The sequence below is a fragment of the Thioalkalivibrio sp. AKL17 genome, from assembly GCF_000377885.1.
Lineage (GTDB): Bacteria > Pseudomonadota > Gammaproteobacteria > Ectothiorhodospirales > Ectothiorhodospiraceae > Thioalkalivibrio > Thioalkalivibrio halophilus.
In genome coordinates this window covers 452,921-476,421 of record NZ_KB898764.1, presented here as the reverse complement: position 1 = coordinate 476,421, position 23,501 = coordinate 452,921, and the positions used below count along the sequence as shown (strand labels likewise).

Annotated in this window: 27 protein-coding genes; 2 read left to right on the top strand and 25 right to left on the bottom strand. The window is 67.2% G+C overall.

Going from position 1 to position 23,501, the window contains the following annotated elements:
• Window positions 1–42: 42 nt before the first annotated feature.
• Entirely contained in the window at window positions 43–549 is a 507-nt protein-coding gene (locus D577_RS0102195; RefSeq protein WP_018945958.1) for a low molecular weight protein-tyrosine-phosphatase, read from the bottom strand.
• Between the two features lie 154 nt (window positions 550–703).
• On the opposite strand from D577_RS0102195, the gene D577_RS0102190 reads away from it, so the two are divergent.
• Together D577_RS0102190 and D577_RS0102185 are read left to right on the top strand one after the other, a co-directional pair.
• Complete coding sequence (locus tag D577_RS0102190) at window positions 704–1,897, top strand: flagellar hook-length control protein FliK (protein WP_026288861.1); 1,194 nt, start codon at window positions 704–706, stop codon at window positions 1,895–1,897.
• The gene (locus tag D577_RS0102185) at window positions 1,894–2,211 is read left to right on the top strand and encodes an EscU/YscU/HrcU family type III secretion system export apparatus switch protein (RefSeq protein WP_018945956.1); all 318 of its coding nucleotides are present in this window, start codon (window positions 1,894–1,896) and stop codon (window positions 2,209–2,211) included. Before D577_RS0102190 ends, D577_RS0102185 begins: the two co-directional genes overlap by 4 nt.
• A 10-nt stretch (window positions 2,212–2,221) precedes the next feature.
• Here D577_RS0102185 and D577_RS0102180 read toward each other — a convergent pair whose 3' ends face one another.
• From D577_RS0102180 to D577_RS0102065, 24 genes are all read right to left on the bottom strand, one after another.
• Complete coding sequence (locus D577_RS0102180; RefSeq protein ID WP_018869463.1) at window positions 2,222–2,644, bottom strand: DUF2802 domain-containing protein; 423 nt, start codon at window positions 2,642–2,644, stop codon at window positions 2,222–2,224.
• Window positions 2,645–2,727: 83 nt separating this feature from the next.
• On the bottom strand, window positions 2,728–2,955 hold the full coding sequence (locus D577_RS0102175) for a hypothetical protein (RefSeq protein ID WP_018869464.1): 228 nt from the start codon (window positions 2,953–2,955) through the stop codon (window positions 2,728–2,730).
• Between the two features lie 73 nt (window positions 2,956–3,028).
• Window positions 3,029–3,487, bottom strand: a complete 459-nt coding sequence (locus tag D577_RS0102170; RefSeq protein ID WP_018869465.1) for a chemotaxis protein CheW — start codon at window positions 3,485–3,487, stop codon at window positions 3,029–3,031.
• Between the two features lie 138 nt (window positions 3,488–3,625).
• Complete coding sequence (locus D577_RS0102165) at window positions 3,626–4,375, bottom strand: chemotaxis protein CheW (protein ID WP_018945955.1); 750 nt, start codon at window positions 4,373–4,375, stop codon at window positions 3,626–3,628.
• The gene (locus tag D577_RS0102160) at window positions 4,372–5,175 is read right to left on the bottom strand and encodes a ParA family protein (RefSeq protein ID WP_018869467.1); all 804 of its coding nucleotides are present in this window, start codon (window positions 5,173–5,175) and stop codon (window positions 4,372–4,374) included. The genes D577_RS0102165 and D577_RS0102160 overlap by 4 nt, the downstream gene beginning before the upstream one ends.
• 17 nt (window positions 5,176–5,192) lie before the next feature.
• Window positions 5,193–6,068 carry a flagellar motor protein MotD gene (gene motD, locus D577_RS0102155; protein ID WP_018945954.1) on the bottom strand — a complete coding sequence of 292 codons (876 nt, stop codon included), beginning with the start codon at window positions 6,066–6,068 and terminating at the stop codon, window positions 5,193–5,195.
• Between the two features lie 7 nt (window positions 6,069–6,075).
• Complete coding sequence (locus D577_RS0102150; protein WP_018945953.1) at window positions 6,076–6,819, bottom strand: flagellar motor protein; 744 nt, start codon at window positions 6,817–6,819, stop codon at window positions 6,076–6,078.
• Window position 6,820: 1 nt separating this feature from the next.
• Window positions 6,821–7,933: a chemotaxis response regulator protein-glutamate methylesterase gene (locus tag D577_RS0102145; RefSeq protein WP_018945952.1), complete on the bottom strand. Its 1,113-nt coding sequence runs from the start codon at window positions 7,931–7,933 to the stop codon at window positions 6,821–6,823.
• A gap of 2 nt (window positions 7,934–7,935) precedes the next feature.
• Window positions 7,936–10,221, bottom strand: coding sequence for a chemotaxis protein CheA (locus tag D577_RS0102140; RefSeq protein ID WP_018945951.1), 2,286 nt, complete (start codon window positions 10,219–10,221; stop codon window positions 7,936–7,938).
• A gap of 72 nt (window positions 10,222–10,293) precedes the next feature.
• A complete protein-coding gene (locus tag D577_RS0102135) occupies window positions 10,294–11,076 on the bottom strand; it encodes a protein phosphatase CheZ (protein WP_018945950.1) in 783 nt (260 codons plus the stop codon).
• Window positions 11,077–11,111: 35 nt separating this feature from the next.
• Entirely contained in the window at window positions 11,112–11,492 is a 381-nt protein-coding gene (locus D577_RS0102130; RefSeq protein WP_018945949.1) for a chemotaxis response regulator CheY, read from the bottom strand.
• A gap of 39 nt (window positions 11,493–11,531) precedes the next feature.
• Complete coding sequence (locus tag D577_RS0102125; protein WP_018945948.1) at window positions 11,532–12,293, bottom strand: RNA polymerase sigma factor FliA; 762 nt, start codon at window positions 12,291–12,293, stop codon at window positions 11,532–11,534.
• Entirely contained in the window at window positions 12,290–13,114 is an 825-nt protein-coding gene (locus D577_RS0102120; protein ID WP_019570004.1) for a MinD/ParA family protein, read from the bottom strand. Before D577_RS0102120 ends, D577_RS0102125 begins: the two co-directional genes overlap by 4 nt.
• On the bottom strand, window positions 13,098–14,504 hold the full coding sequence (gene flhF / locus D577_RS0102115; RefSeq protein WP_081618793.1) for a flagellar biosynthesis protein FlhF: 1,407 nt from the start codon (window positions 14,502–14,504) through the stop codon (window positions 13,098–13,100). The genes D577_RS0102120 and flhF overlap by 17 nt, the downstream gene beginning before the upstream one ends.
• Before the next feature lie 55 nt (window positions 14,505–14,559).
• Window positions 14,560–16,659, bottom strand: a complete 2,100-nt coding sequence (flhA, locus tag D577_RS0102110) for a flagellar biosynthesis protein FlhA (RefSeq protein ID WP_018945945.1) — start codon at window positions 16,657–16,659, stop codon at window positions 14,560–14,562.
• Window positions 16,656–17,816, bottom strand: a complete 1,161-nt coding sequence (gene flhB / locus D577_RS0102105) for a flagellar biosynthesis protein FlhB (RefSeq protein ID WP_018945944.1) — start codon at window positions 17,814–17,816, stop codon at window positions 16,656–16,658. Before flhB ends, flhA begins: the two co-directional genes overlap by 4 nt.
• Before the next feature lies 1 nt (window position 17,817).
• A complete protein-coding gene (gene fliR / locus D577_RS0102100; RefSeq protein WP_371180221.1) occupies window positions 17,818–18,570 on the bottom strand; it encodes a flagellar biosynthetic protein FliR in 753 nt (250 codons plus the stop codon).
• Window positions 18,571–18,599: 29 nt separating this feature from the next.
• Complete coding sequence (gene fliQ, locus D577_RS0102095; protein ID WP_018869480.1) at window positions 18,600–18,869, bottom strand: flagellar biosynthesis protein FliQ; 270 nt, start codon at window positions 18,867–18,869, stop codon at window positions 18,600–18,602.
• Window positions 18,870–18,878: 9 nt separating this feature from the next.
• Window positions 18,879–19,634 carry a flagellar type III secretion system pore protein FliP gene (gene fliP, locus D577_RS0102090; protein WP_018869481.1) on the bottom strand — a complete coding sequence of 252 codons (756 nt, stop codon included), beginning with the start codon at window positions 19,632–19,634 and terminating at the stop codon, window positions 18,879–18,881.
• Window positions 19,631–20,065: a flagellar biosynthetic protein FliO gene (fliO, locus tag D577_RS0102085; RefSeq protein ID WP_018945942.1), complete on the bottom strand. Its 435-nt coding sequence runs from the start codon at window positions 20,063–20,065 to the stop codon at window positions 19,631–19,633. Before fliO ends, fliP begins: the two co-directional genes overlap by 4 nt.
• A gap of 2 nt (window positions 20,066–20,067) precedes the next feature.
• On the bottom strand, window positions 20,068–20,661 hold the full coding sequence (gene fliN / locus D577_RS0102080; protein ID WP_018945941.1) for a flagellar motor switch protein FliN: 594 nt from the start codon (window positions 20,659–20,661) through the stop codon (window positions 20,068–20,070).
• A gap of 16 nt (window positions 20,662–20,677) precedes the next feature.
• Window positions 20,678–21,655, bottom strand: coding sequence for a flagellar motor switch protein FliM (fliM, locus tag D577_RS0102075; protein ID WP_018945940.1), 978 nt, complete (start codon window positions 21,653–21,655; stop codon window positions 20,678–20,680).
• A 10-nt stretch (window positions 21,656–21,665) separates the two neighbouring features.
• Window positions 21,666–22,145, bottom strand: coding sequence for a flagellar basal body-associated protein FliL (gene fliL / locus D577_RS0102070; protein ID WP_018945939.1), 480 nt, complete (start codon window positions 22,143–22,145; stop codon window positions 21,666–21,668).
• 210 nt (window positions 22,146–22,355) lie between these two features.
• Window positions 22,356–23,441 carry a flagellar hook-length control protein FliK gene (locus tag D577_RS0102065; protein ID WP_018945938.1) on the bottom strand — a complete coding sequence of 362 codons (1,086 nt, stop codon included), beginning with the start codon at window positions 23,439–23,441 and terminating at the stop codon, window positions 22,356–22,358.
• Window positions 23,442–23,501: the final 60 nt, after the last annotated feature.

The following is a 23,501-nucleotide window of genomic DNA, read 5'->3' as shown; positions in this document are numbered from 1 at the left end:
CCCGTCCCCGCAGGCATGTACCTGTGGAGGCGGGATTCCCGGTCAGCCAGTGGATCCCTTCCGCGGCCTGATGCCGTGCTCGCGTTCGAAGTGCGCGAGCAGGCCGTCCGCGGCCGCCTCGACCAGGTCCATCACATGGACGAAACCCTCCCCTCCACCGTAATACGGGTCCGGGACCTCGGTTTCCGGCCGGTTCACGGCGTACTCGGGGAAGCGTTGCAGGCGCGCGCGCGTATCCTTGCCCTGCAACTGGCGAGCAATCCGCTCGTTCGCCTCGTCCATTACCAGGATGTAGTCGAATTCATCGAAATCTTCGCGCTCCAGCTGGCGCGCGCGCAGGTGGCTGATGTCGTAGCCGCGGCCCCGGGCTTCATCGCGCGCCCGGGGATCCGGCCCGGAGCCGATGTGGTAGCCATGGGTCCCGGCAGAATCGACTTCGATCACGTTCTCCAGCCCGCGCTCGCGCAGGCGCTGTTCGAGTACGCCATGTGCCATCGGCGAACGACAGATGTTACCCATGCAGACCATGAGTACACGCAGCTTGGACATGTTGTTTCCTCTGTTGATGAATAAATGACTCGACGCGGCAGGAGCCTGCCCGGCCGCGGCCCTTGTGACAAGCAGGCATGCTCGTGCCCGAGATTCCGCCCGAGCCGGGCTTTGTGCCATGCTGATTCGGCATTCCAGCAAGAAGAGCGTTCCCATGGGCGATTTCACCGGCTCGCGTCCTCTGCTACCCCTCCCCGCCTCCGCGGACGGTGCGCGTGCCGGCGGGGTCCGCGATCCGCTGGCCGCCGTTGGACAGCGGATGGAGGTCCGCATGATCGAGCGCCTGGCGGACGGCAACGTCCGGCTGCAAGTGCCCGCCACCGGGGGTGGTAGCGGTGGTAGTGGCGATCGCCCCGGCGTGATGGTCGCTCGGCTGGCCGGCGCGATGTCCGAGGCGCTGGCTGCCCGTGCCGAAAGCGGCCAGCGCCTGACGGCCGAGGTCACGCGCAGCTCGCCCTCGCTGGAAGTGCGGCTCCTGCCGTCCGCGGGTTCACCGGGCATCGGGACCGGGTCGCCGGCGGAGACGGATCGCCTGGCGGCCTTGCTGCGCCGGACCCTGCCCGCGGCGCGCGCCCTGGCGCCAACGCTGCAGGCCCTCTCCGCCGCGGCAACGCCTCCGGACCCCCGCGCCGACACGGCCTCGACGCGCATCGACGCCCTGGTGCGCGGTCTCCCCGACGCCTCCGGCCTGACCCGCCCCGAAGGGCTGCAGCAGGCGACGCGTGCCTCCGGGGTGTGGCTGGAGTCCATGCTGGCCCAGTCCGGCACACCGGGCAGCGCGGGCCCGAACGTGTCGGGCGACCTCAAGGCCCGGCTGCTGCGGGCGGCCGACGCCCTGCGGCAGATGCCCGGTACCGGCCCGGGCGGCGGTGCCGGGTCGGCCCCCGCGGGCGGGACGGGCCCGCTGCTGGAGGGCATGCTGGCTCGCCTCGCCAGTCTCCAGCTGCAGGCCACCGGCGACGGAGCGGATCCTCAGCGCTGGCTGTTCGAACTGCCGTTTCGCACCCCGCAGGGGGTACAGGGCCTGCATGGCGAGATCGAACGACACGCCGGCGAGCACGACGGGGCCACCGAAGGCGACTGGCGCTGTCACCTGACCCTCGATCTGCCGGCCCTGGGTCCGACCCTCATCGTGCTGCATTCACGGGCCGGACAACTGCACGTACATTTTACCGCCGAACGTGCGGAGACCGTGGAACGCCTGCAGGCCGGCCAGGGGTCCCTGCGCGACAACCTGGCCGCGCGCGACCTGGAACCGGCGAGTCTTGCGGTGCGCCAGGGCGACGTGGATACCGATCCGCAGGCCCGGCCGGACCGGGCGCACGGCATGCTGGACGAACAAGCATGACCCGTGGCCGCGACAGGCGAACGGGCGGGGCCACGGGGGCACCGGGGCATGACCGGGCCGTCGCCCTGGAGTGGGATCGCCGGCAGGCACCGCGCATCACCGCGTCGGGCGCCGGAGTGACCGCGGAGGAGATCCTCCGGATCGCCGAGGAACACGATATCCCGCTGCATCATGACACCGCCCTGACCGAAGCCCTGGCCCAGGTGCCGCTGGGCGAGGAGATCCCCGAGGAGCTTTACGTTGCCGTGGCGGAGGTACTGGCCTTCGTGTTCCTGCTGGCGGGGATCACGCCGGAGGACCTCGGACGATCCTGATCAGCCCCCGTCAGTCGTCGTCACGCGCGCTCCCGGCACCGTGCAGGCTGTAGATCAGGTCCAGTTCCGCGGCGGTCAGGCTGCAGAGCCGGCGGACTTCCTCGCGCGGATAACCCTCGCGGACCAGCTGGATGGCTTTCTCGTACGACCCCTGGTCCGGGTCACGCGCACGCAGCTCGGTGTGCTGGTCGTGCAGGCGTTCCAGCGCCCGCTGTACCGAAGCCTGCGCCTGACCGTGATTGATCACCCCCTCGGACAGGACCTTCATCGCCCCCTGCAGGGCCATCAGGGAGGTCGCCTGGCGCTGGTAGTCCTGCCGCAGAGCCGTGAGCTGCCGCCGCAGCAGCAGCACCAGCGCAACGGCGAATCCCGCCACGATGGTGGCCAGCAGCGCGATCCCCGCCGCAAGCCAGACCAGTAGATTCTCTCCCATCAACCCGTGCTCCCCGTTGGCTGGCCCGATTGTCGCGTGAAGTCACGGTCCGAGGCCAGTCCGGAGATGCGATGCGACGGCAATCAGGCGTATTCGTCGATCCGCCCGCCCCGGCGCCGTTCGCGTTCGGCCAGGCGTGGCGGTTTCTGCTGGGCCGGGGGGATCCCGGGGCGCAGGATCGGGTCGCGATCATGGTCGTCGCTGAGGGCGTGGCCGGCCACACTGGTGTGCACCGGACGCACGTCGCGAGGTGGCCTGAGGACCGGGTAAAGCGGCCGTACGGAACGGTCGTGCTGGAGCTCGTCCACCATTTTTTTACCTCCCGCACGGTCTGCCCGTGCATCGGTGCGCCGTCCCGCCCGACCGGGCGAAGCCAGCGCCGGGCTACAGCTCCCGCAGCTGCGCCCACTCCTCGTCGGAGAGGAGCTTGTTCAGGTCGACCAGGATGGTCAGACCCGCTTCGGTACTGGTTACGCCCTGGATGAAACGGCTGCTTTCGTCGTTGCCGACCTCCGGCGCCGCCTCCACGCTGTCGGGCGAAATCCGCACCACCTCGGACACCGAATCCACCAGGATCCCCACGTTCTGATCGTCCACGTCGATGATCACGATGCGCGAGGCATCGTCCGGCTCGCGGTCTTCCAGCCCCATGCGCCGACGCGCATCAATCACCGTGACCACGTTGCCGCGCAGGTTGATGATGCCGAGGATGTAATCCGGTACGCCGGGTACCGGCGCGATGTCCGACACCTTCAGCACCTCCTGGACCTGGAGCACGTCGATGGCGTAGGTCTCGTCGGCCAGGCTGAAGGTCACGTACGGAGCGGTATCGGCCTTGGCCATGGATTCAACGTCTTGTGCGCTCATGCTCATCCTCTTGGAGCGGTCGTGTCCGCCGGGACGGACACGCAACATGGATTCTTTTTCAATGTAACGGCCGACGTCCTGGCGGCTTGAATGCCACCTGGTCCGGCCGGTGGTTCACTGCTGACCGGACTCCCAGTCCCCGCCCTCGAGACTGCCGTGCAACGCCGTCAGGTCCAGCAGGGTCGCCATCTTCTCGCGATCCACGCCCGCCAGCCACGGCAGCCGGCGCCGTTCGCTGCGCCAGCGCAACTGCTCGGGATCGATCGTGCGGGTCCCGTGGATCGCCCGGCAGGCCAGCGCGAAGCGCGAGTTCGCGAGGAAGACCACCTGACGCGCGGTATCCGGTTCGTACTCCCGGTCCGACGGCGTCACGATGGCGGCCAGGTCGATCAACTGCACCCGCCCCTGGTTGCTGTCCGCGATCCCCAGATACCAGGGGGAATGCGCCGGCGTCGGGCGGATGTTCAGCTGATCCAGCGGTGTCACGCCTCCGAGGTCCACCAGGGGGGCCAGCAGGGTCAGTGGCCCGGCTTCGATCACCAGGGCCGAGAATGGTTTCTCCGGCCGGGGATACGTCGGACCCACGGGAGTTTCCGGCGGCGGTGCGGCGGGGCCGGAAACCGGCGCCGGTTCGCTCGCCGGAACCTCCACCGGGGTGTCCACCGGCTCCAGGATGTCGTCGCGCATCAGGCTGCGCGGGCCGGCCGGTGCCTCGGCCACCGGTGTACGCGAATCCTGCGCGGTCCGTTCCTCCTTCTGCTCGGCGGGGGCCGGCTCCGGCGCATCCAGCAGGTCGCCGAAGTAGTCCTCGAGGGCCTGTGGCTCGGCGAGCAGCGGCCCGTTCTGTTGCCGGTGACGGCTCATTTTGCCTGTCTCCTCTCCCCATGGGTCCGGGGCAGCCGTCCGCCGATGGTTTCCAGCAGGTCGGCATAGGCCAGCACGCCGCGGGCATCCGGGATCATGAAGCACAGCGGCTGTCCTGCGCTGGAGGCATCACGGAACTTGGTATCCACCGGAATCACCCCGGACCAGACCTCGTCGCCGTACTGCCGCCGCAACTCGGCCAGCGCCTCGTGCGCCGCGCGGGTTCGCCGGTCGAACAGGGTCGGGATGATGCGGTAGTTCAGCTGTGCCTTGCGCGATTTCTGGACCATCGTCAGGGTGTTGATCATGCGCTCCAGCCCCTTCAGGGCGAGGAATTCCGTCTGTACCGGGACCAGCAGTTCGTCGCAGGCCGCCAGGGCGTTCACCATCAGCACGCCCAGCATCGGCGGGCAATCCATCAGGACATAGTCGTAGTCGTCCTGCACGCCCTCCAGGGCATGACGCAGCACCAGCCCCATGCCGCCCCGCGTACCGAGCTGACGGTCAAGCGTCGCCAGCGCGGTACTCGCGGTCAGCAGATCCAGTCCCGGGAACGGTGTCTCGCGTATCAGCCCGGCCGGGTCCGGACGCTCGCCTTCCACCGCCTGATTGAACAGTTCGTACACGCCACGCGTCGCGGTCTCGGGGTCGTGTCCGAAATACGCGGTGAGCGAGCCGTGAGGGTCCATGTCCACCAGCAGCACACGCTGGTCCGGACCGGACAGCAGTCCGCCCAGGGTCACCGTCGTGGTGGTCTTGCCCACCCCGCCCTTCTGGTTGGCCACTGCCCAGATCTTCATGCGACGTCCTCTCGTGGCTACGGCGACGGCAATTCGTCGCGCAGCTGTTCCGGTTCCCGTTGTCCGTCTTCGCGCGGGGGAGCCCCGGGCAGCACCACGATCGCCACCCGGCGGTTTTCCGCCCGCCCGGCCGCGGTCTCGTTGTCCGCCACCGGTCGATATTCCCCGTGCCCCAGCGCCACCATGTCGGCCGGGTCCATGCCCTGTTGTTCGAACATCCTGACCACTGTGGCCGCCCGCGCGGCGGACAGTTCCCAGTTGGAAGGATAGACCGCGGTGGTAATCGGCACATTGTCGGTATGCCCCTCGACGTGAATGCGCGCCGCGCGCGGCGCCAGCACCCCCGCGATATCTTCCAGCACGGGCTCCGCGTCCGGGTTCAAAGTGGCCTCGCCGCTGGGGAACAGCAACTGGCTGGTGATCTCGATCTCCAGCCAGTAGGTGTCCCGCGTCACGTCCACCTGCCCGTCCTCGATCATCGGTGCCATCGCCGATTCGATCTCGGCGGCGACCTCGGCGATCTCGTCCAGCAGGCCCTGCAGATCTTCGTCACCGCGCTCCTCGAACAGACCCGAGGCCGCCCGGTCCAGAGCTTGCGGGCCCTCGTCCAGCAGCCCCGGCCGGATGTCGATGGGCGCCAGCGAACGCGGTACGTCCGCGTCCGACGGTGGTGCGACCACACCGGGATCGCCGACCTGGATCGGTTCCAGCTGCCCCGGGGTCCCGAAGGCTTCCACCAGCGAGTCGGACAGCACCCGGTACTTGCCTTCGTCGACCGAGGAGATCGCATACATCACCACGAAAAATGCGAGCAGCAGCGTCACGAGGTCGCCGTAGGGGATCGCCCAGGCTTCGTGGTTGGCTTCCTCCTCCTGATGTTTGCGCCGGGCCATGTTCGTCCTACCCGTGCACGTAGCCGCCGAGCTTGCTCTCGATATTGCGGGGGTTCTCTCCCTCCGCGATCGCGATCAGACCCTCCATCAGCATCTCCTGGTGACGGGAGCGTTCCTGCACCAGTGCCTTCAGCTTGTTGGCCACCGGCAGGAACAGCAGATTCGCCGAAGCGATCCCGTAGACCGTGGCCACGAACGCGGCCGCGATCCCGGCGCCCAGGCGATCCGGATCGGTCAGGTTCTGCATCACGGCCATCAGCCCCATGACCGCGCCCACGATGCCGAGCGTGGGCGCATACACCCCCATGCTCTCGAAGACCTTGGCGCCCTGCAGATCGAAGGCCTCGCGGTTGTCCACGTCGGATTCCAGGATCTGCCGGATCACCTGCGGTTCGGATCCGTCCACCAGCAGCTGCAGCCCCTTGCGGGCGAACGGGTCGCGTTCCTCTTCGGCTACGCTCTCCAGTCCGAGAAGTCCTTCCTTGCGCGCGATGTTCGACCATTCCACCACGCGGCGAATCATCGCAGCGTTGTCGATCGCCGGCGGACGAAAGACCCACGGCAGCATCTTCATGCCGTGCATGAAGACTCCCAGGCGCGCCTGCACCAGCGTCGCGCCGAGGGTTCCCAGCACCACGATGATGAACGCCGCGGCATTCCACAGCGCACCGATCCCGCTACCCTTGGCGATGCTGCCGCCCAGCACCGCAACGAGCCCCAGGAGAATCCCGATGAGGCTCAGGATATCCACGTCAGCAGAACCCCTTGACCAGTGCCGGCCCGATCTCCTGCAACGGATACACGTGGTCCGTCAATCCGGCCTCCGCGACGGCCGCCGGCATGCCGTACACCACCGAGGTCGCCGCATCCTGTGACCACACCTGGGCCCCGCAACCCTTCAGCGCGCGCACGCCCTCGCGGCCGTCCGCCCCCATGCCGGTCAGGATGACGGCCAGGACCTGGCCGCGCAGCGCATCGACGGCCGATTCGAAGGCCGCGTCCACGCTCGGCTTGTAGATGGTGCCCGCCGGACTCTCGGTCACCCGCACGCGGGTCTGGGAACCGCGTTCCAGCGTCAGCTGCTGGCCACCGGGGGCCAGCAGAGCCGTGCCCGGACGCAGGAAGTCGCCGTCCACCGCCTGCTTGATGCGGATCGGGCAGATCGCGTCCAGTCGTTCGGCGAACGCCGGGGTGAAGCTTGCCGGCATGTGCTGGACCAGCACCACCGGGAGCGGAAAGTTCGCCGGCAGGTGCTTGAGCACCTCCTGCAACGCCACCGGCCCGCCGGTGGAGGTCCCGATCAGCACCGCGCGCAGGGAGCTGAGCGGTGCCGGCGGACGGGCCACCGGCGGCTTGGGGGTCTCGCGCGCGGTTTCGCTCGCCTTGCGGTCCGCCGCCTGACGGCGTTCCGAGACCGGTGCCTCGGTTTTCGGCCGGTCCCCTCCCGGCGCGCTGGAGGAACGAGCGCGGCTGCGTGCCAGGCTGCGGACCCGCCGGCGCAGCAGGGCACGCGCACTGTCTTCGTCCCCGGCCATGTCGGAGAAGCGTTTGGGCAGAAAGTCGACCGCACCGGCCTCCAGCGCGTCCAGGGTTGCCTGGGCACCCTCGGTGGTCAGGCTGGAGAACATCAGGATCGGTCGCGGATGGTCGGCCATGATCTTGCGGACCGCCGTGATGCCGTCCATCACCGGCATCTCGATGTCCATGGTCACGACATCCGGGTCCAGTTCCTTCACGGCGTCGACCGCCTTCTGGCCATCCTCGGCCGTACCCACGACCTCGATCCCGATATCCGCGTTCAGGATCTCCGCAATCCGGCGTCGGAAAAACCCGGAATCATCCACCACCAGAACCTTGACCGGCATCCTCAGCCCTCAGCTCGTCGGGCGGCCCGGCGCGCGCGCCCGCTGCCCGGTACCTGATTCACCAGCAGGGTGACCAGGTCCGAGACATCCAGAATGAGTGCAATGCCACCATCGCCGGTAATGGTAGCGCCCGCCAGGCCCTTGACCCCCTGAAGATTCTGGCCCAGAGGCTTGATGACAACTTCTTCCTGCCCCACCAGACCGTCGACCACCAGGCCGACCTTGCGGTCGGCCGCATGGACCACGACCACATGGGCGTTCTCGCGGGGTTCCGGTTCCACGCCGGGCTTCGCCCAGCGCGACAGATAATGGATCGGCAGGGTCTGGTTGCGCACCACAATGACTTCCTGCTCGTCCACGTAATGGGTCTGGGTGAGGTCCAGATCGAGGATCTCGGAGACCGCCGCCAGCGGGATCGCGAAACGGCGTTCGCCCAGGATCACCATCAGCGCCGGCAGGATCGCCAGGGTCAGCGGCAGCTTCACCCGCAACGTCGTGCCGACGCCGACCTCCGATTCGATCTCCACGGTGCCGTTGAGCTGGTTCAGGCTGGTCTTGACCACGTCCATGCCCACGCCCCGGCCGGAGACATCCGAGATCTCGGCCTTGGTCGAAAAGCCGGCCATGAAGATCACGTTGAAGGCCTCGCGGTCGGTCATGCGCTCGGCCATCGCGGGCTCCATCAGCTCCTTTTCCACCGCCTTGCGGCGTAGCGCATCCGGATCCATGCCACGTCCGTCGTCCTTGATGATCAGGGCGATATGGTCGCCCTCCTGGGCGGCCCCGAGGACCACCGTGCCGCGCCGCGGCTTGCCGGCTGCCTCGCGCTCGTCGGGCATCTCGATCCCGTGGTCCACCGCATTGCGCACCAGATGCACCATCGGGTCCGACAGGGCCTCGACCAGGTTCTTGTCGAGGTCGGTCTCCTCGCCAAAGATCTCCAGATCGATTTCCTTGCCCAGATTCCGGGAGAGATCGCGGATCACGCGAGGGAAACGGTTGAAGACCTTCTTCACCGGCTGCATGCGGGTCTTCATTACCGAGGCCTGGAGGTCGGAGGTCACCAGCGCCAGCGAACTGATCGCCTTGCCCAGTTCATCGTCCACGTGCTCGGAGCGCAGCATGCTCAGCCGGTTGCGCACCAGCACCAGCTCGCCCACAAGATTCATGATCTCGTCGAGGCGCTCGGTATCCACGCGCACCGAAGTCTCGCCCTGATTTCCGCCACCGCCCTGGCCGCCGCCCCCGGCACCCCCGCCGGAAGCACCGCCGCGCCCACCGCCGGACGTGGGCGCCGGACCGGAACTTTCCGCCTTCTGTTCCTTCCCGCCCGTGCCTCCGGGCGAGGCTGCCGCCGGCTCTGCGGCAGGCGCGGTGTCCGCGTGTTCGGTGCCGCCGGCCCCGGCGGCGGACGCCGAACCTTCCGGAACCGGTTCCGCAGCGGCGGACGGGCCCGGCTCGGCCGGTTCGGCCGGCGTGGTGGGTGGGCCGGCTCCTTTCGCCTGCAGTTCGTCGAGCAGGCTCTCGAACTCATCGTCGGTGATCTCGTCGTCGCCCCCACCCGCGTCACCGCCATCCGCAGCCGCGACCTCCGGGGCCGCCTCCGCTGCCGTGCCCGGATCCACCGGTTTCGGTGGCTGGTCTCCGTGCAGGCTGTCCAGCAGGGCCTCGAACTCGTCGTCGGTGATCTCGTCCCCGGCACCCACGCGGACTTCGTCATCGCCCGGCGCGTCATCCGCTGCCGGCTCCGGCGCGGACGGCGGTTCGGCCGCTTCCTCCAGCGCCTCCTCCGGCCAGTCGTCGGCCGATCCCGGTGCTGCCTCCCCGGCCGGAGCCGCGTCCGGCGTTTCTTCCGCGACCGGGGCGGCTTCGTCCCCGCCGCCGGCGGCGGGGACCGTTTCGTTGCGCGCCATGCTTCGCAGGGTGTCGACCAGATCTTCGGGCGCCGGCGTCGGCTCCTGGCCGTCGCGCAGCTCGCCGAACATCACGTTGAGCGAGTCCAGGACCCGCAGCATCGTGTCCATCAGATGACCGTCCACCTGACGTTCGTGATTGCGCAGCAGGTTGAAAACGTCTTCGGCGTTGTGGCAGACCGTCACCAGCGGGTCCAGCCCGAGAAAACCGGCCCCGCCCTTGATGGTATGGAAACTGCGGAAGACCGCATTCAGCAGATCGGTATCGTCCGGATGCTGTTCCAGGTCGATCAGCTGTTCGTTCAGGCCTTCCAGCAGCTCCCCCGCCTCGATCAGGAAGTCCTGGAGGATTTCGTCGTTGGGGTCGATGGCCATGCGGTCTCTCCGTTCCGGTGACTCGAATCGTCGGCAGATGGCTGCCGGTGCAAGGGGATCCCGGGACGGACCCTAGAACCCCAGGCTCGACAGCAGATCGTCCACCTCGTCCTGTCCTTGAACGACATCCGTGCCGGAATCTTGAGTGTGGGGCACCGCGGGTCCATGCCCGCGGCGGTCCTCCTCGCGTGCGGTTTCTTCCGCCTCCGGGGCCTGTTCGGCCGCCGCCCGGGCATCCTTCTCCAGGCGCCCGGAAGACAGGCGGATCAGCGAGACCAGGCTTTCCTCCAGGTCCGTGACCAGACGGATGACCCGCCGGATCACCTGCCCGGTGAGATCCTGGTAGCTCTGTGCCATCAGGACCTGCGACAGCAACCGGCGCAGTTCTTCGGTGTCCTTGCCGGTCTGTTCGAAAAACGCATCGAGTTCGCGCGCGAACTCGCGGAATTCCTCCACCGACAGTTCGCGGTTGCGGAACCGGGTCCATTTCTCGGTGAGTTCCGCGGCACGCCCGGCGAACGCCTCGGCAATCGGCAGGGACGATTCCACCGCATTCAGGGTTTCGTGCGTGGCCTGTTCGGTCTGGGTCACCACGTAACTCAGACGCTCGCGTGCATCCGGAATCTCGTCCTGCGCCAGCTCGACCAGACGCGAATCGCCCCGGAAGCTCTCCAGGGCCTCGTGCAGTTCGCGGGTCAGTTTGCCCAGTTCGTCGAACAGTTCGCGCTCGTAAGGCCGCGCGAGCTCCTGGATCAGGCGGCGCGAAGCCTCCTCGTCACCGCCTTCCAGAGCGCCCACCAGCTCCCGCGCCAGCGCGAGCCGGTCTTCCCCGGAGGCATTCTCTTGTTCGGTCATCGGGTCTCTCTTGCCGTGTCAGCCGGTCGCGGTATTCAGCCTTGAGCTTCAATACGTTCGAAGATCTTTTCGATCTTCTCCTTGAGCGTCTCGGCCGTGAAGGGCTTCACAATGTAACCGTTCACGCCGGCCTCTGCCGCCTCCACGATCTGATCGCGCTTGGCTTCGGCCGTGACCATCAGCACCGGCAACGATTTCAGCCGCTCGTCCTTGCGCACCTCGCGCAGGAGGTCGATGCCCGGCATGTTGGGCATGTTCCAGTCGGTGATCAGAAAATCGAAGTCGCCGTTCTGCAGCATCGGCAGGGCGGTGCTCCCGTCGTCGGCCTCCATGGTGTTGTTGAAGCCAAGATCCCGCAGGAGATTCTTGATGATGCGCCGCATCGTGGAGAAGTCGTCCACGATCAGGATTTTCATACCCTTGTCCACAGTTCGCTCCGGGAATGTGTTTGAACCTTAGAATATCTGCAGGGACTCGACGTCTTCGAGCCACGAGCCCAGACGCGCCCGCAGACGGTGCACCGCCTGGCTGCGGATCTGGCTGACGCGCGATTCGGTCACGTCCAGCACCGCACCGATCTCGCGCAGGTTGAGTTCTTCGGTGTAGTACAGGTTGAGCACCAGTCGTTCGCGCTCGGGCAGATCGCCCAGTGCGCCGGCCAGTTCCTCGCGGAACTCCCCGGCCTCGATGCGCCGCGACGGGGACTGCTCCTGCCCTTCCAGCACGCGATCCGCCTCGCCCTCCGGGCCGCCCACCTCGTCCAGCGCGAACAGATGGGCACCGGCATGATCATCCAGCATCTGGTAGTAGGTTTCCACCGGGACGCCCAGCTCCTCGGCGATCTCCGGAGCGCGAGCGGCGCGGCCCTCGCGGGCCTCCACCGTCTGCATCGCCTCGGAGATCCGCCGGCTGTTGCGGTGCACCGAGCGCGGCGTCCAGTCGCTGCGACGCAGCTCGTCGATCATCGCCCCGCGGATGCGGATCCCGGCGTAGGTGGCGAAGGTCGCCCCCTGGCCGCCTTCGAACTGCCGCGCGGCCTCGATCAGCCCCACCATGCCTGCCTGCACCAGGTCATCCACCTGCACCGAGGCCGGCAGCCGGGCCATCAGGTGATGGGCGATCCGATTCACCAGCTCGACGTGGTCCGCGACCAGCTGATCCGGTCCCCCGGTCCCCGCCCGGGCGTATCCCGAAAGTCTGTTCTTTGGCGTGTTCATGCGCTTTGCAGCATCCTCTCGACGAAGAATCCAACCCCCCCGCTGGCGCCGCGGGCCACCGGCCAGCCGTCGACCTTGCGCGCGAGCTCGAGGAACGCCCGTCCCGCCGGGCTGCCCGGGGACTGCTGCACCACCGGCGCCCGTTTCTGCACCGCCTGGCGCAGGGCATCATCCAGCGGAATCACGCCCACCAGATCCAGTATGACCTCCGGCAGATAGGTGGAACAAACCGCCTGCAGCTTCTGCATCACGCGTTCCGCCCCGGCACGGCCCTGCACCATGTTCGCGACCACGCGGAACCGGTTCACGCCATGATCCCGATGCAGGACCTTGATCAGCGCATAGGCGTCGGTCATCGATGCCGGCTCGTCGGTGACCACCACCAGGGTCTCCTGCACGGCCTGACAGAAACTGGTCACCGACTCCTGCAACCCGGCCGCGGTATCCACCACCAGCACGTCCAGCGGTCGCGTATACATGCTGAAGGCCTGGATCAGGCCGTGATGTTCCGGCCGGCTCAGGTTGGCCATGGTCGCGATCCCGGACGCGGAAGGCACCACGCGGATTCCCTCCGGGCCCTCGATGATCACGTCTTCCAGATCCTCGACGTCCCCGGTCACCAGGTCGTGCAGCGTCCGCTGCGGACGCAGGCCCAGCAGCACATCGACGTTTGCGAGCCCCAGGTCCGCATCGAACAGCATGACCTCGCGTCCCAGTCGGGCCAGTCCGACCGACAGGTTGACCGAGACATTGGTCTTGCCGACCCCGCCCTTGCCCGAGGCCACCGCGACCACCTTCAGGGGCTTAGTGTTGTGTGACATGATGTCCCTTCAGCACCGGTTGAATCATTTCGAGCGGCGCGGGCTCCTCGCCCGCGGCCGGCTCGTCCGCGGATCGCGGTCGCCGGGCCTCGCGTTCCGTCGCCTGGCGCCGCCGCCAGGCCTGCATCGCCTCGTCGACCCAGGCATCGGCCGCCCCGTGCTCGGGTTCTTCCTGCAGCGCCAGGCGGGTCAGATGTCCGGTATCCACGCGATGGAAATCCTCGGCGATGCGCTGGCCGTCGCTCATGAACGCAACACCCAGCGGCTGGTCCAGCAGTACCGAAAGCACCTCGCCCAGCTGTTCCGCCTCGTCCAGCTTGGTCAGTACCAGGGCCGAGGGTTCCGTGGGGGCGAAAGCCTCCAGCACCCGGCGCAGGGCCATGCCCTGGGTAGTGGCCGCGATCACCAGCCAGGTCTCCGCGCGCACGTCCGCAGGCATGTCCGTCAGCAGGGGTTCCCGCGGAGCGGTACGCGGCGACTGCCCGGCGGTATCCACCAGGATCAGGTGCCCGCTGCCCGCCGAGCGCCGCGCCATCTCGCGCAGCTCGGCCTCGGTTTCCACCACACACACCGCGGTTCCCGCCATCTGGCCGAAGGCCTGCAACTGCCGCGTCGCGCCGATGCGCTGGGCGTCCATGGTGACCAGGGTGACCGAATCCGGCCCCATGCGGCGGATCTGGCGCAGTGCAATCCGTGCAATGGTGGTGGTTTTGCCGACCCCCGTCGGTCCCTCCAGCGCGAGCACCCCGCCCTCGTCGAGGATGGAGGCGCGCGCGGTCACGATGGCACCCGACAGGCGCGCCCGCAGGCGCTCCCATGCCTCCTCCGAGGTGTGATCGTCGAGGATGCTGCCGGCCAGGCTGCGCGCCAGCGGCTCGCGGAAGCCCAGATCCATCAGCCGCGCCTTGCATTCGGCCGCCAGTGGATGCCGCGCCGCCCAGCGGGCCTGCTCGTTCTCTTCGTACTGCCGCGTCAGCAGACTGCGCAGATCCCGCAGTTCCTGACGCATCGCGGACACCTCGGGGTCGGTGGGCCACTGCGGGGCCGGTCGCTGCCGGGACCCGGCACCCGACCCCCCGCCGGCGGAAGCCGCCGCGGGCTCCGGCGCGCGGGGGTGCTCACCGCGCGGGGCCGGTTCATCGCGCACACCCTGTCGCGCCGATTCCCGGGCGGAGCGTGCCCCGCTACCGGCGTCGTCCTGCCGCGGGGCACCCCGGCCGTCACCCTCCGCCGTTCCGGCGGGCGCCTCGCCGCCATCGAGGGCCGCGACCACCTCCAGCCAGCCGTCGACCCGGCGGCTGGACAGGATTACGGCGTCCTCGCCCTGCTCCTCGCGGACCTGGCGCATCGCGTCGCGCATGTCCCGTGCCCGGTATCGTCTGACATTCATCGTTCGCTCTCCCGCCGATCGTTGACTGGTGCTTCAGGCCATGCCCGTTCGCACATCACGCCGACTTCTTGTCTGCTTCATCCTGTCCCACCGTGGCCACCACCCGGATCCGCCGGTTGTCCGGGATCTCGGTGAATGCGAGCACGGTCAGGTTGCGCACCGCGCCCCGCAGCCACCCGGCGATCCAGGAGCGGATTTCCGGGGCCACCACCAGCACCGCCGGCTGTCCCGCCGCCTCCTGGCGCTGGGCGGCCTCGCCCACCGATCGTTGCAGGCGTTCGGCCAGGCCCGGCTCCAGTCCGACGGTGTCGCCATTGCTGCCCTGCAGAGACTTATGCAAAAGCTGTTCCAACGAAGGGTCGAGGGCGATCAGGGGCAGCTCCTCCTCCGGTCCCACCAGGTCCTGGACGATGGAGCGCGACAGCGCGACCCGCACCGCGGCGGTCAAAGTGCCGGGATCCTGACTCTTGGCACCCTCCTCTGCCAGGGTTTCGGCGATCGTGCGCAGATCGCGGATGGAGACCTGCTCGGCCAGCAGGTTCTGCAGCACCTTCAGGATCACGCTCAGCGACAGCGTCTTCGGCACCAGGTTTTCCACCAGCTTGGGCGAACGCTGCGCCAGCTGGTCCAGCAGGTGCTGGGCCTCCTCGTGGCCGATCAGCCGGTGTGCGTTTTCGCGGAACACCTGCGACAGATGGGTCGCGATCACCGTGGACACGTCCACCACGGTGTAGCCGGCCCCCTGCGCCTGTTCGCGGTTCTCGGGGTCGATCCACAGGGCATCCAGGTTGAACGTCGGATCCTTGGTCGGCGTCCCCGGTACCTCACCGAAGACCTCGCCCGGATTGATCGCCAGCTCCTTGTCCGGGAACACCTCGGCCTCGGCGACGGTCACGCCCAGAAGGGCGATGCGGTAGGTGTTCGGACTCAGCTCGAGGTTGTCGCGGATATGCACCGGCTGCAGCAGGAAGCCCAGCTCCTGCGACAGCTTGCGGCGTACGCCCTTGATCCGCCCCATCAGCTGGCCGTCCTGGGTCCGGTCCACCAGCGGGATCAGGCGGTAGCCGACCTCCAGCGACACCAGGTCCACCGGCGGCACGTCGTCCCACGACAGCTCGCGGTTCTCCGGCGAGGGTTCCTGCTCGGCCTCCGGCAGACGCTCCACCTCGGCTGCCTCCTCGTGCCGCCGGCGCGACATCAGGTAACCGCCGCCGGCGACCAGCGAAGCCAGGCCCAGGAACACCGCATTGGGCATCCCCGGCACCATGCCCAGCGACGCGATCACCCCACCCACGACGTACATCACGCGCGGGTTGGAGAACATCTGGCCGATGACCTGCTGGCCCATGTCCTGGGTGGTGGATACGCGGGTCACGATGATGGCCGTGGCCGAGGACAGCACCAGCGACGGGATCTGCGCCACCAGGCCGTCACCGATGGTCAGCAGGACATAGTTGGTGGCGGCATCGCCGATGGACATCCCGTGCTGCAGGGCGCCGATGGTGAGTCCGCCGATGATGTTCACGAACAGGATCAAAATCCCGGCGATGGCGTCCCCGCGCACGAACTTCGAGGCCCCGTCCATGGAACCGTAGAAGTCGGCCTCCTGGGCGATCTCGTCACGCCGTCGGCGCGCCTCTTCCTGGGTCAGAAGGCCCGCATTGAGGTCGGCATCGATCGCCATCTGCTTGCCCGGCATCGAATCCAGGGTAAAGCGGGCGCTGACCTCGGACACGCGCCCCGCACCCTTGGTTACCACCACGAAGTTGATGATGATCAGGATCGCGAACACCACCAGGCCGACCGCGTAGTTGCCGCCGACCACGAAGTCGCCGAAGGCCTGGATGACCTGCCCGGCCGCGTCCGTTCCGGTATGCCCTTCCAGCAGGATCACCCGGGTGGAGGCGATGTTCAGCGCCAGACGCAGCAGGGTTGCCACCAGAAGCACCGTGGGAAACACCGCGAATTCCAGCGGCCGCGGGGTGTACACCGCGACCATGATCACCACCAGCGACAGCGCGATGTTGAAGGTGAACAGCACGTCCAGCGCCACCGGCGGCAGCGGCAGCACCATCATCGACAGCATCGCGATCAGCAGCAGCGGGGCGCCCAGCCCCCAGCGGCCCATGCCGCTCAGGCGATCGAGGAAGCTCATGCGTCATCCTCCCGGCGCCGGCCGTGGCGTCCCTGGTGGGGATCGAGATATTCGTCCGGCACCGGCAGATCGTCCGGCATGTCCACGCCCTGGTCGGCCCGCTTGAGCTGGTAAACGTAGGCGAGGATGCGCGCCACCGCGACGAACAGGCCGTCGGGAATCTCCCGGTCCAGGTCGGTGGTGAAATAGAGTGCGCGCGCCACCTTCGGTGCCTCGACCCGGATGATGTCGTGCTCGTCGGCGATCTCGCGGATATTCGCCGCGACCTCGTCGACGCCCTTGGCCACCACCTTCGGCGCCGACATCTTCGAGGCCTCGTAGACGATCGCCACGGCATAGTGCGTGGGGTTGGTGATCACCACGTCGGCCTTCGGCACCTCTTCCATCATCCGGCGCTGGGCCATTTCCTGCTGTTGCTGGCGGATCTTCTGCTTGACCTCGGGCTTGCCGTCGGTCTCCTTGTACTCGTCCTTGAGCTCCTGCCGCGTCATCCGCAGCTGCTTCTGGTGATTCCACATCTGGAACGGCGCGTCGATCGCCGCCACGATGATCAGCGCCGCCGACACCGCGATGAAGGTGCCGAGCGCGATCTGGGCCGCATGCGACACACCCTGGTGCAGTGGCTCGTAGCCCAGCCCCAGCAGACGGTCGGAGAACGTCCACAGAGTCAGCATCGCGACCGTGCCGACCAGCGTGAACTTGGCGAGGGTCTTGCCGAACTCCATCAGCCCCTGCCAGGAAAATATCCGCTGCAGGCCCTTGATCGGGTTCAGCTTCGACGCCTTGGGCGCCGCCGCCTGCCAGGAGAAATTGGCGCCGCCGATCAGGATGGGCGCCATCACCGCCGCCACCATCAGGATCCCGAACAGCGGCAGCAGCGCCATCAGCGTCTGGAAGATCTGATCCGCCAGATAGGGCAGCAACAGATCCGGGTCATGGGCCAGCTCCGGCTCGAAGTCCAGACGGGCCCGGGTCTGGTTGGCCAGCTGTCCGCCCAGGGTCGGGCCGAAGAACAGCATGAAGATACCGGCGGTGATCAGCACCAGAAAGGTCGACAGCTCCCGCGAGCGCGGGACCTGACCCTTCTCGCGCGCCTCGCGGAGCCGTTTCTGGGTCGGCTCTTCGGTTTTTTCCTGTCCGTTCTCGTTCTCCGCCATGTCAGAACCCCAGCAGGACCTGCATCAGTCCGAAACCTTCCATGGCCAGCTCGCCCACGCGCTCGGGCAGCCCGGGCAGGATCAGCAGCAGGAGGACGAAGCCCATCAGGATCATCATCGGGAAGCCGACGGCGAAGATGTTGAGCTGAGGGGAGGCCCGCGTGATGACCCCCATGGAGATGTTCACCACCAGCAGCGAGGCGACTGCGGGCAGCGCCACCAGGACCGCCCCGGCAAACATCGTCTGGCCGAACAGCGCCACCTGCATGAAGGCCTCCGCATCCAGTCCGGACGGCGCAACCGGCATGGTCTCGAAGCTCGCCAGCAGCAGTTCGAACAGGATCAGGTGGCCGTTCAGGGCGAGAAAGATCAGCGTCGCCATGGTCACGAACACCGTGGAGATCACCGGTACCTGAATGCCCTGCGCCGGATCCATGACCGAGGCGAAGCCCAGCCCCATCGACAGGGCCACCACCTCCCCCGCCTGCGTCAGTGCGGAGAACACCAGCTGCAGGATGAAACCCATGGTCAGGCCGATCAGGACCTGATGCAGGGTCACGATCGCCCCCTCCAGGCTGATCGGATCCACCTCGGGCAGGGCGGGCTCCTGCATCGCCACCACCACCGCCAGCACCAGCGCCAGGCCCATGCGCATGCGCGCGTTCAGCTGGTCGCCGCCGAAGATCGGCATGACCACCAGCATCGCGCCAATCCGGGCCAGCGGCCACATCACTGCGGCCACCCACATCAGCATCTGGTCGGTGGTGATCTCCACGAGGCCCCCTAGCCCACCATTCCCGGCGCGTTCTCGTACAGGCGCTCGGTGAACTCGATCACCAGCGACAGCATCCAGTGTCCACTGATCAGCAGCGCGGCGAACATCGCCAGCAGCTTGGGAATGAATGACAGGGTCATTTCCTGGATCTGGGTCGCCGCCTGCAGCATGCCGATCGCCAGGCCCACGGCCAGCGCCGTCAGCAGCGGCGGCGCCGCCAGCAGCACAACCACCATCAGCGTCTCGCGCCCGATATCCACAACCGTTTCGGGTGTCATCCGCCTCTCCTAAACAAAAAAGCTGGTTGCCAGCGTGTTCATCAGCAGGGCCCAGCCGTCCACCAGCACGAACAGCATCACCTTGAACGGCAGCGAGATGATCAGCGGCGACAGCATCACCATGCCCATCGACATCAGCACCGAGGCCACCACCAGATCGATGATCAGGAACGGGATCAGGATCAGGAACCCGATCTGGAACGCCGTCTTCAGCTCACTGGTCACGAACGACGGCACCAGCAGCGACAGCGGGATGTCGTCGGGATCCTCGAAGCCGTCGATACCGTTGATCTCCGCGAACATTCGCAGATCGCTTTCGCGGGTCTGCTCCAGCATGAAACCCCGCAGCGGCTGGATACCCGTTTCCAGGGCCTCTTCGGTGCCGATCTCCTCGGCCAGGTAGGGCTCCACCGCCACCTCGTGGATCTCTTCGAACACCGGCGCCATCACGAACAGCGTGAGAAAGAACGCCAGCCCGATCAGGATCTGGTTGGACGGTGTCTGGGACGTGCCCAGGCCCTGGCGCAGGATCGCCAGCACGATCAGGATCCGGGTGAAGGCGGTCATCATGATCAGGGCCGCCGGCAGCAGGGTCAGCAGCGTCATCAGCACGAGGATCTGCAGGGTCACCGACCAGGTCTCCCCGCCGTCCTCGTCCGTGGTGATGGTCACCGCCTCGATGCCCTGCCCCACCTGAGCGCCCGCCAGGCCGGGCAGCAGCCACAGCCCCAGCAGCAGCCAGGGGAAATAGCTCCGCAGACTCACGACTCCTGACCTCCCCCGCTGGCGCGGCGCGAACGCACCGCGCGCTTCAGCACGCCGGAAAAATCGGGGCCTTCGCCGCCGGCCGGCACCTCGACCGGCGTCTCCATGGTGTGCAGCGTGCGGATCCCCGAGGGCGCCACGCCGATCAGCACCTGTTCATCACCCACGCGAACCAGCATCAGCCGTTCACGGGCACCCACCGAGCGGACCGACTGGACATCGATCATCTGCCGACCGTGGCCCACGCTCCCCTGGGTGCGCCGGAGCACCCAGGCCAGCACCACGATCGCCACGATCACGATCATCAGCCCGCCAATCAGCTGCGTCAGGTAGGCCGCAGCGTTCATTGCGCCGCCGTCCTCGTCGGCCAGGGCGCCGGCCGGCAGCAGCGCCAGCAGCCAGAGCGATCCGGGAAGAACACGCGAGCACATGACTATTTCAGCTTCCGGATGCGTTCGCTGGGGCTGATCACGTCGGTCAGGCGGATCCCGAATTTCTCGTTCACCACCACGACCTCGCCGTGCGCGATCAGGGTCCCGTTGACCAGCACGTCCAGCGGCTCCCCGGCCAGGCGTTCCAGCTCCACGACCGAACCCTGGTTGAGCTGCAGAAGGTTACGGATCGGGATGCGGGTGCGGCCGATCTCCATGGAGATGGTCACCGGCACGTCCAGCACCATGTCCAGATTCACGTCTTCTTCTTCGCCGCCCCCGGAATCGGTCAGTTCATCCGGTTCCAGTGGCTGTGCGTTGGGATCCGGCTTGTGCTTGCGTTCCTTTTCGCCCCCGGCAGCCGCCTTGCTGCGGCCGCCGGTGCCGGTGGACGCGGCGTTGGCCGCATCGCTCTCGTGCGAATTGGACTGCGCCTGGGCCAACAGTGCGTCGGGGTCCTCCGCCTCGCCCCCGGAGCTGTCATCCTGCTCCGCCAGGGCCGCAGCCCATTCATCGGCCAGGGCATCCTGATCCACCGACTCCTCGCCGTCGCCCTGTTCGGTTTCCTGATCCGGACGCTTGTCGTCGTCTGCCATCGTCCTGTCCTCTTCCCTATCGTTGTACGCGACCGTTGATCTTGATCGCGTTCTGGCCATTCGAAACCCCGAACTTGCCGCGCAGCAGCGGGATATCCTCGACCTTCAGAGTGACTTCTTCGGGGATGTCCACCGGAATGATGTCGCCCGGCTTGATGTCCAGCAGCTCCTGCACGGTGACCTCCGCCTCGGTGAGCACCGAGGCGATCTCCACGTCCGCGTCCTGAACCTCTTCCCGCAGGGCGTTCATCCAGCGCTGATCGACATCGGAGCGATCCGACTGGATACCGGTATCCAGCTGCTCGCGGATCGGTTCGATCATCGAATACGGCAGCGTCACGTGGAGATTGCCGCCGCCGCCATCCAGCTCGATGTGGAATTCGTTGATCACCACGATCTCGGTGGGGCTCACGATGTTCGCGAACTGGGGATTGACCTCGGAGTTGAGGAACTCGAAGTCGATGTCCATGACCGGCTCCCAGGCCTTGGTCATGTCCTCGAACGCGCCCTCGAGGATGCTGTGCACCACCCGCATTTCCATCGGGGTGAAGTCACGGCCCTCGATGCGGGTGTAGAAGCGCCCGTCGCCGCCGAAGAAGTTGTCCACCAGGATGAACACCAGCTTGGGATCGAACACGAACAGTCCGGTGCCATGCAGTGGATGCGCGCGCACCAGGTTCAGGCTGGTGGGCACGAACAGCGAGTGCATGTACTCGGAAAACTTGGTCAGCCGGGTGCCGCTGACCGAGATCTCGGCCGAACGCCGCAGCATGTTGAACAGCCGCACGCGCAGATGCCGGGCAAAGCGCTCGTTGATCATCTCGAGCGTGGGCATGCGCCCGCGCACGATCCGGTCCTGGGTAGCAAAGTTGAATTCGCGCGCCTGACCGTCGCTGGGGAACTCTTCCTCCTCGGTCTCGACGTCACCGGCATCGACGCCGTGCAGCAGCGCGTCGATCTCGTCCTGGCTCAGGATGTCGGTTTGCTGTGCCATGACGCGCGCCTTACTGCATGACCAGTTCGGTGAACACCACGCGCTCCAGATCGAAGGGCGCTTCGCGCGACTCCAGGATCGCACGGACGGTGGCCGTCAGGTCCTCCGCCAGCGCTTCCTTGCCTTCCCGCGTGTTCAGCTCGGTATATTCCTGATCCGAGAGGACGCCGAGGATGTCGTTGCGGACTACGGGAAGATGATCCTCCACGGCTTCCAGGACCGCCGGGTCGGTGGACACCAGACCGATCTGCACGCGCAGGAACTGCACGCTTCCCGGGGCATCGATGTTCACCGTCATGGGATCGAGCGATGAATAGTGGCGCTCGGGCGGCAGATCTTCCGCCGTTTCGTCAGCCTCCTGAGACAGCAGAAACCAGGCGGCCGCGCCTCCGCCGCCGGCGAGCAGAACGGCGACGACCAGGAGGATGATGATCATCCATTTCTTGCCGCCGCCCCCCTTGTTCTCGAGTTCGACTTCCTTCTCCGCCATGACACACCCGCGTTGCGTGGATTCGCTGCCCGAACCCAAGCAAGCGCGGTGCCATGAACAAAGATTATTTTAGAAACAGAAGGTTGTGGTCTTTTCAGTGGAAAAGACACCCCGCGGGGTCAAGGCGCCGCCCGATTCATGCGTCAACGAACCGGTTGTTCGTCCGAGCGACGCGTCGAAATTCTGGCGGGCGGTCTGCCGGAACGGGCCTCAGGCAAAGAGGTCCACCCGACGGTTGAGGAAGGAAAGGGTGCTGCCGGGGGCGACGGGGCCTTCTTCTTCATCGCTCCCTTCGCCATCCGCACCCGTGGCGACACCGGGCTCATCCCCGCCGCCGTAACCGTCGCCGGCCATCTCCGTATCGGTGGAATCCTCCGGCGGTTCATCCGACACCGAGGCATCGGCGAGCTCGAGCCCGCTGTCGGCCAGACTGTCACGCAGGCGCGGCATTGCCGCTTCCAGCACCTCGCGGGTCACGGGGTTGGTACTGAAGAACTGTACGCTGGCACGATCCCCCTCCATGCTGACCCGCACATCCAGGACCCCCAGCTGAGGCGGATGCAGTTTCATCTCGGTGCGCCCGCCACGGGCCTGCGCCATCATCTGGATCTGCTCCGCAAGCTGGCGATCGCCCGAAGTCTGCAGCAGACGGGTCAGATCCAGCCGCATCCCGCCGCCCCGCGCGCCCTCGGCATCGGAGGCCTGGGTCGCCGGCTGGGCCAGTGCCTGCGCATTCTCACGGCCGCTGCGCGCCGATTCCGAGGCCTGCGTCAGCCACTGGGCCAGGACCTCGGTGGTCCCTTCACGCGAGCCACCGCCGGTCAGCGCCCCCGGAGCAAGTTCCTGCAGCCGCGACCCCGGGTTCTGCCCTTCCGGGCCGGCCTGCAGGAACAGGCGCATCAGGGAAACCGGGATGCCGTCGCCCGCCGCTCCGGACTCGGGCCCGTCTTCCAGCAGACTGCGCAGCTCGCGGCCGTCGATCTCTCCGTCACTTTCCTCGCCGGTGAGCCAGCCGGGCGGCAATTGCATGCCGTCCACAGCGGTCAGATCCTGCCCCTGCAGGAGATCCTGGAACCGCTGGATCAGTCCTTCCAGATCCAGCTCGGCCAGCTCGGAATCATCCACCCCGAGCGCGCCCAGCATCGCTTCCAGCTGCGGGCGGAGTGCCTTCAGGAAACCGTCTTCCCCGCCTTTTCCCTTGTCTTTCAATTCCTTGAGCCGATCCATACCCTCGCCGCCGTCGAGCAGCTGCGCCAGCGCTCCCAGCCCCTGTCCCGATGCCTGTGCTGCGATCATGTCCCGTCCTCGCCTGTTGCGCGCACCGCGCGCGTCCGCCCCTGCGGGGGCTGCGTACTC

Coding starts and splice junctions, on each gene's coding strand:
- D577_RS0102195 (WP_018945958.1), bottom strand. CDS start 549: ATGTCCAAGCTGCGTGTACTCATGGTCTGCATGGGTAACATCTGTCGT.
- D577_RS0102190 (WP_026288861.1), top strand. CDS start 704: ATGGGCGATTTCACCGGCTCGCGTCCTCTGCTACCCCTCCCCGCCTCC.
- D577_RS0102185 (WP_018945956.1), top strand. CDS start 1,894: ATGACCCGTGGCCGCGACAGGCGAACGGGCGGGGCCACGGGGGCACCG.
- D577_RS0102180 (WP_018869463.1), bottom strand. CDS start 2,644: ATGGGAGAGAATCTACTGGTCTGGCTTGCGGCGGGGATCGCGCTGCTG.
- D577_RS0102175 (WP_018869464.1), bottom strand. CDS start 2,955: ATGGTGGACGAGCTCCAGCACGACCGTTCCGTACGGCCGCTTTACCCG.
- D577_RS0102170 (WP_018869465.1), bottom strand. CDS start 3,487: ATGGCCAAGGCCGATACCGCTCCGTACGTGACCTTCAGCCTGGCCGAC.
- D577_RS0102165 (WP_018945955.1), bottom strand. CDS start 4,375: ATGAGCCGTCACCGGCAACAGAACGGGCCGCTGCTCGCCGAGCCACAG.
- D577_RS0102160 (WP_018869467.1), bottom strand. CDS start 5,175: ATGAAGATCTGGGCAGTGGCCAACCAGAAGGGCGGGGTGGGCAAGACC.
- motD (WP_018945954.1), bottom strand. CDS start 6,068: ATGGCCCGGCGCAAACATCAGGAGGAGGAAGCCAACCACGAAGCCTGG.
- D577_RS0102145 (WP_018945952.1), bottom strand. CDS start 7,933: ATGCCGGTCAAGGTTCTGGTGGTGGATGATTCCGGGTTTTTCCGACGC.
- D577_RS0102140 (WP_018945951.1), bottom strand. CDS start 10,221: ATGGCCATCGACCCCAACGACGAAATCCTCCAGGACTTCCTGATCGAG.
- D577_RS0102135 (WP_018945950.1), bottom strand. CDS start 11,076: ATGACCGAACAAGAGAATGCCTCCGGGGAAGACCGGCTCGCGCTGGCG.
- D577_RS0102130 (WP_018945949.1), bottom strand. CDS start 11,492: ATGAAAATCCTGATCGTGGACGACTTCTCCACGATGCGGCGCATCATC.
- D577_RS0102125 (WP_018945948.1), bottom strand. CDS start 12,293: ATGAACACGCCAAAGAACAGACTTTCGGGATACGCCCGGGCGGGGACC.
- D577_RS0102120 (WP_019570004.1), bottom strand. CDS start 13,114: ATGTCACACAACACTAAGCCCCTGAAGGTGGTCGCGGTGGCCTCGGGC.
- flhF (WP_081618793.1), bottom strand. CDS start 14,504: ATGAATGTCAGACGATACCGGGCACGGGACATGCGCGACGCGATGCGC.
- flhA (WP_018945945.1), bottom strand. CDS start 16,659: ATGAGCTTCCTCGATCGCCTGAGCGGCATGGGCCGCTGGGGGCTGGGC.
- flhB (WP_018945944.1), bottom strand. CDS start 17,816: ATGGCGGAGAACGAGAACGGACAGGAAAAAACCGAAGAGCCGACCCAG.
- fliR (WP_371180221.1), bottom strand. CDS start 18,570: ATGCTGATGTGGGTGGCCGCAGTGATGTGGCCGCTGGCCCGGATTGGC.
- fliQ (WP_018869480.1), bottom strand. CDS start 18,869: ATGACACCCGAAACGGTTGTGGATATCGGGCGCGAGACGCTGATGGTG.
- fliO (WP_018945942.1), bottom strand. CDS start 20,065: ATGTGCTCGCGTGTTCTTCCCGGATCGCTCTGGCTGCTGGCGCTGCTG.
- fliN (WP_018945941.1), bottom strand. CDS start 20,661: ATGGCAGACGACGACAAGCGTCCGGATCAGGAAACCGAACAGGGCGAC.
- fliM (WP_018945940.1), bottom strand. CDS start 21,655: ATGGCACAGCAAACCGACATCCTGAGCCAGGACGAGATCGACGCGCTG.
- fliL (WP_018945939.1), bottom strand. CDS start 22,145: ATGGCGGAGAAGGAAGTCGAACTCGAGAACAAGGGGGGCGGCGGCAAG.
- D577_RS0102065 (WP_018945938.1), bottom strand. CDS start 23,441: ATGATCGCAGCACAGGCATCGGGACAGGGGCTGGGAGCGCTGGCGCAG.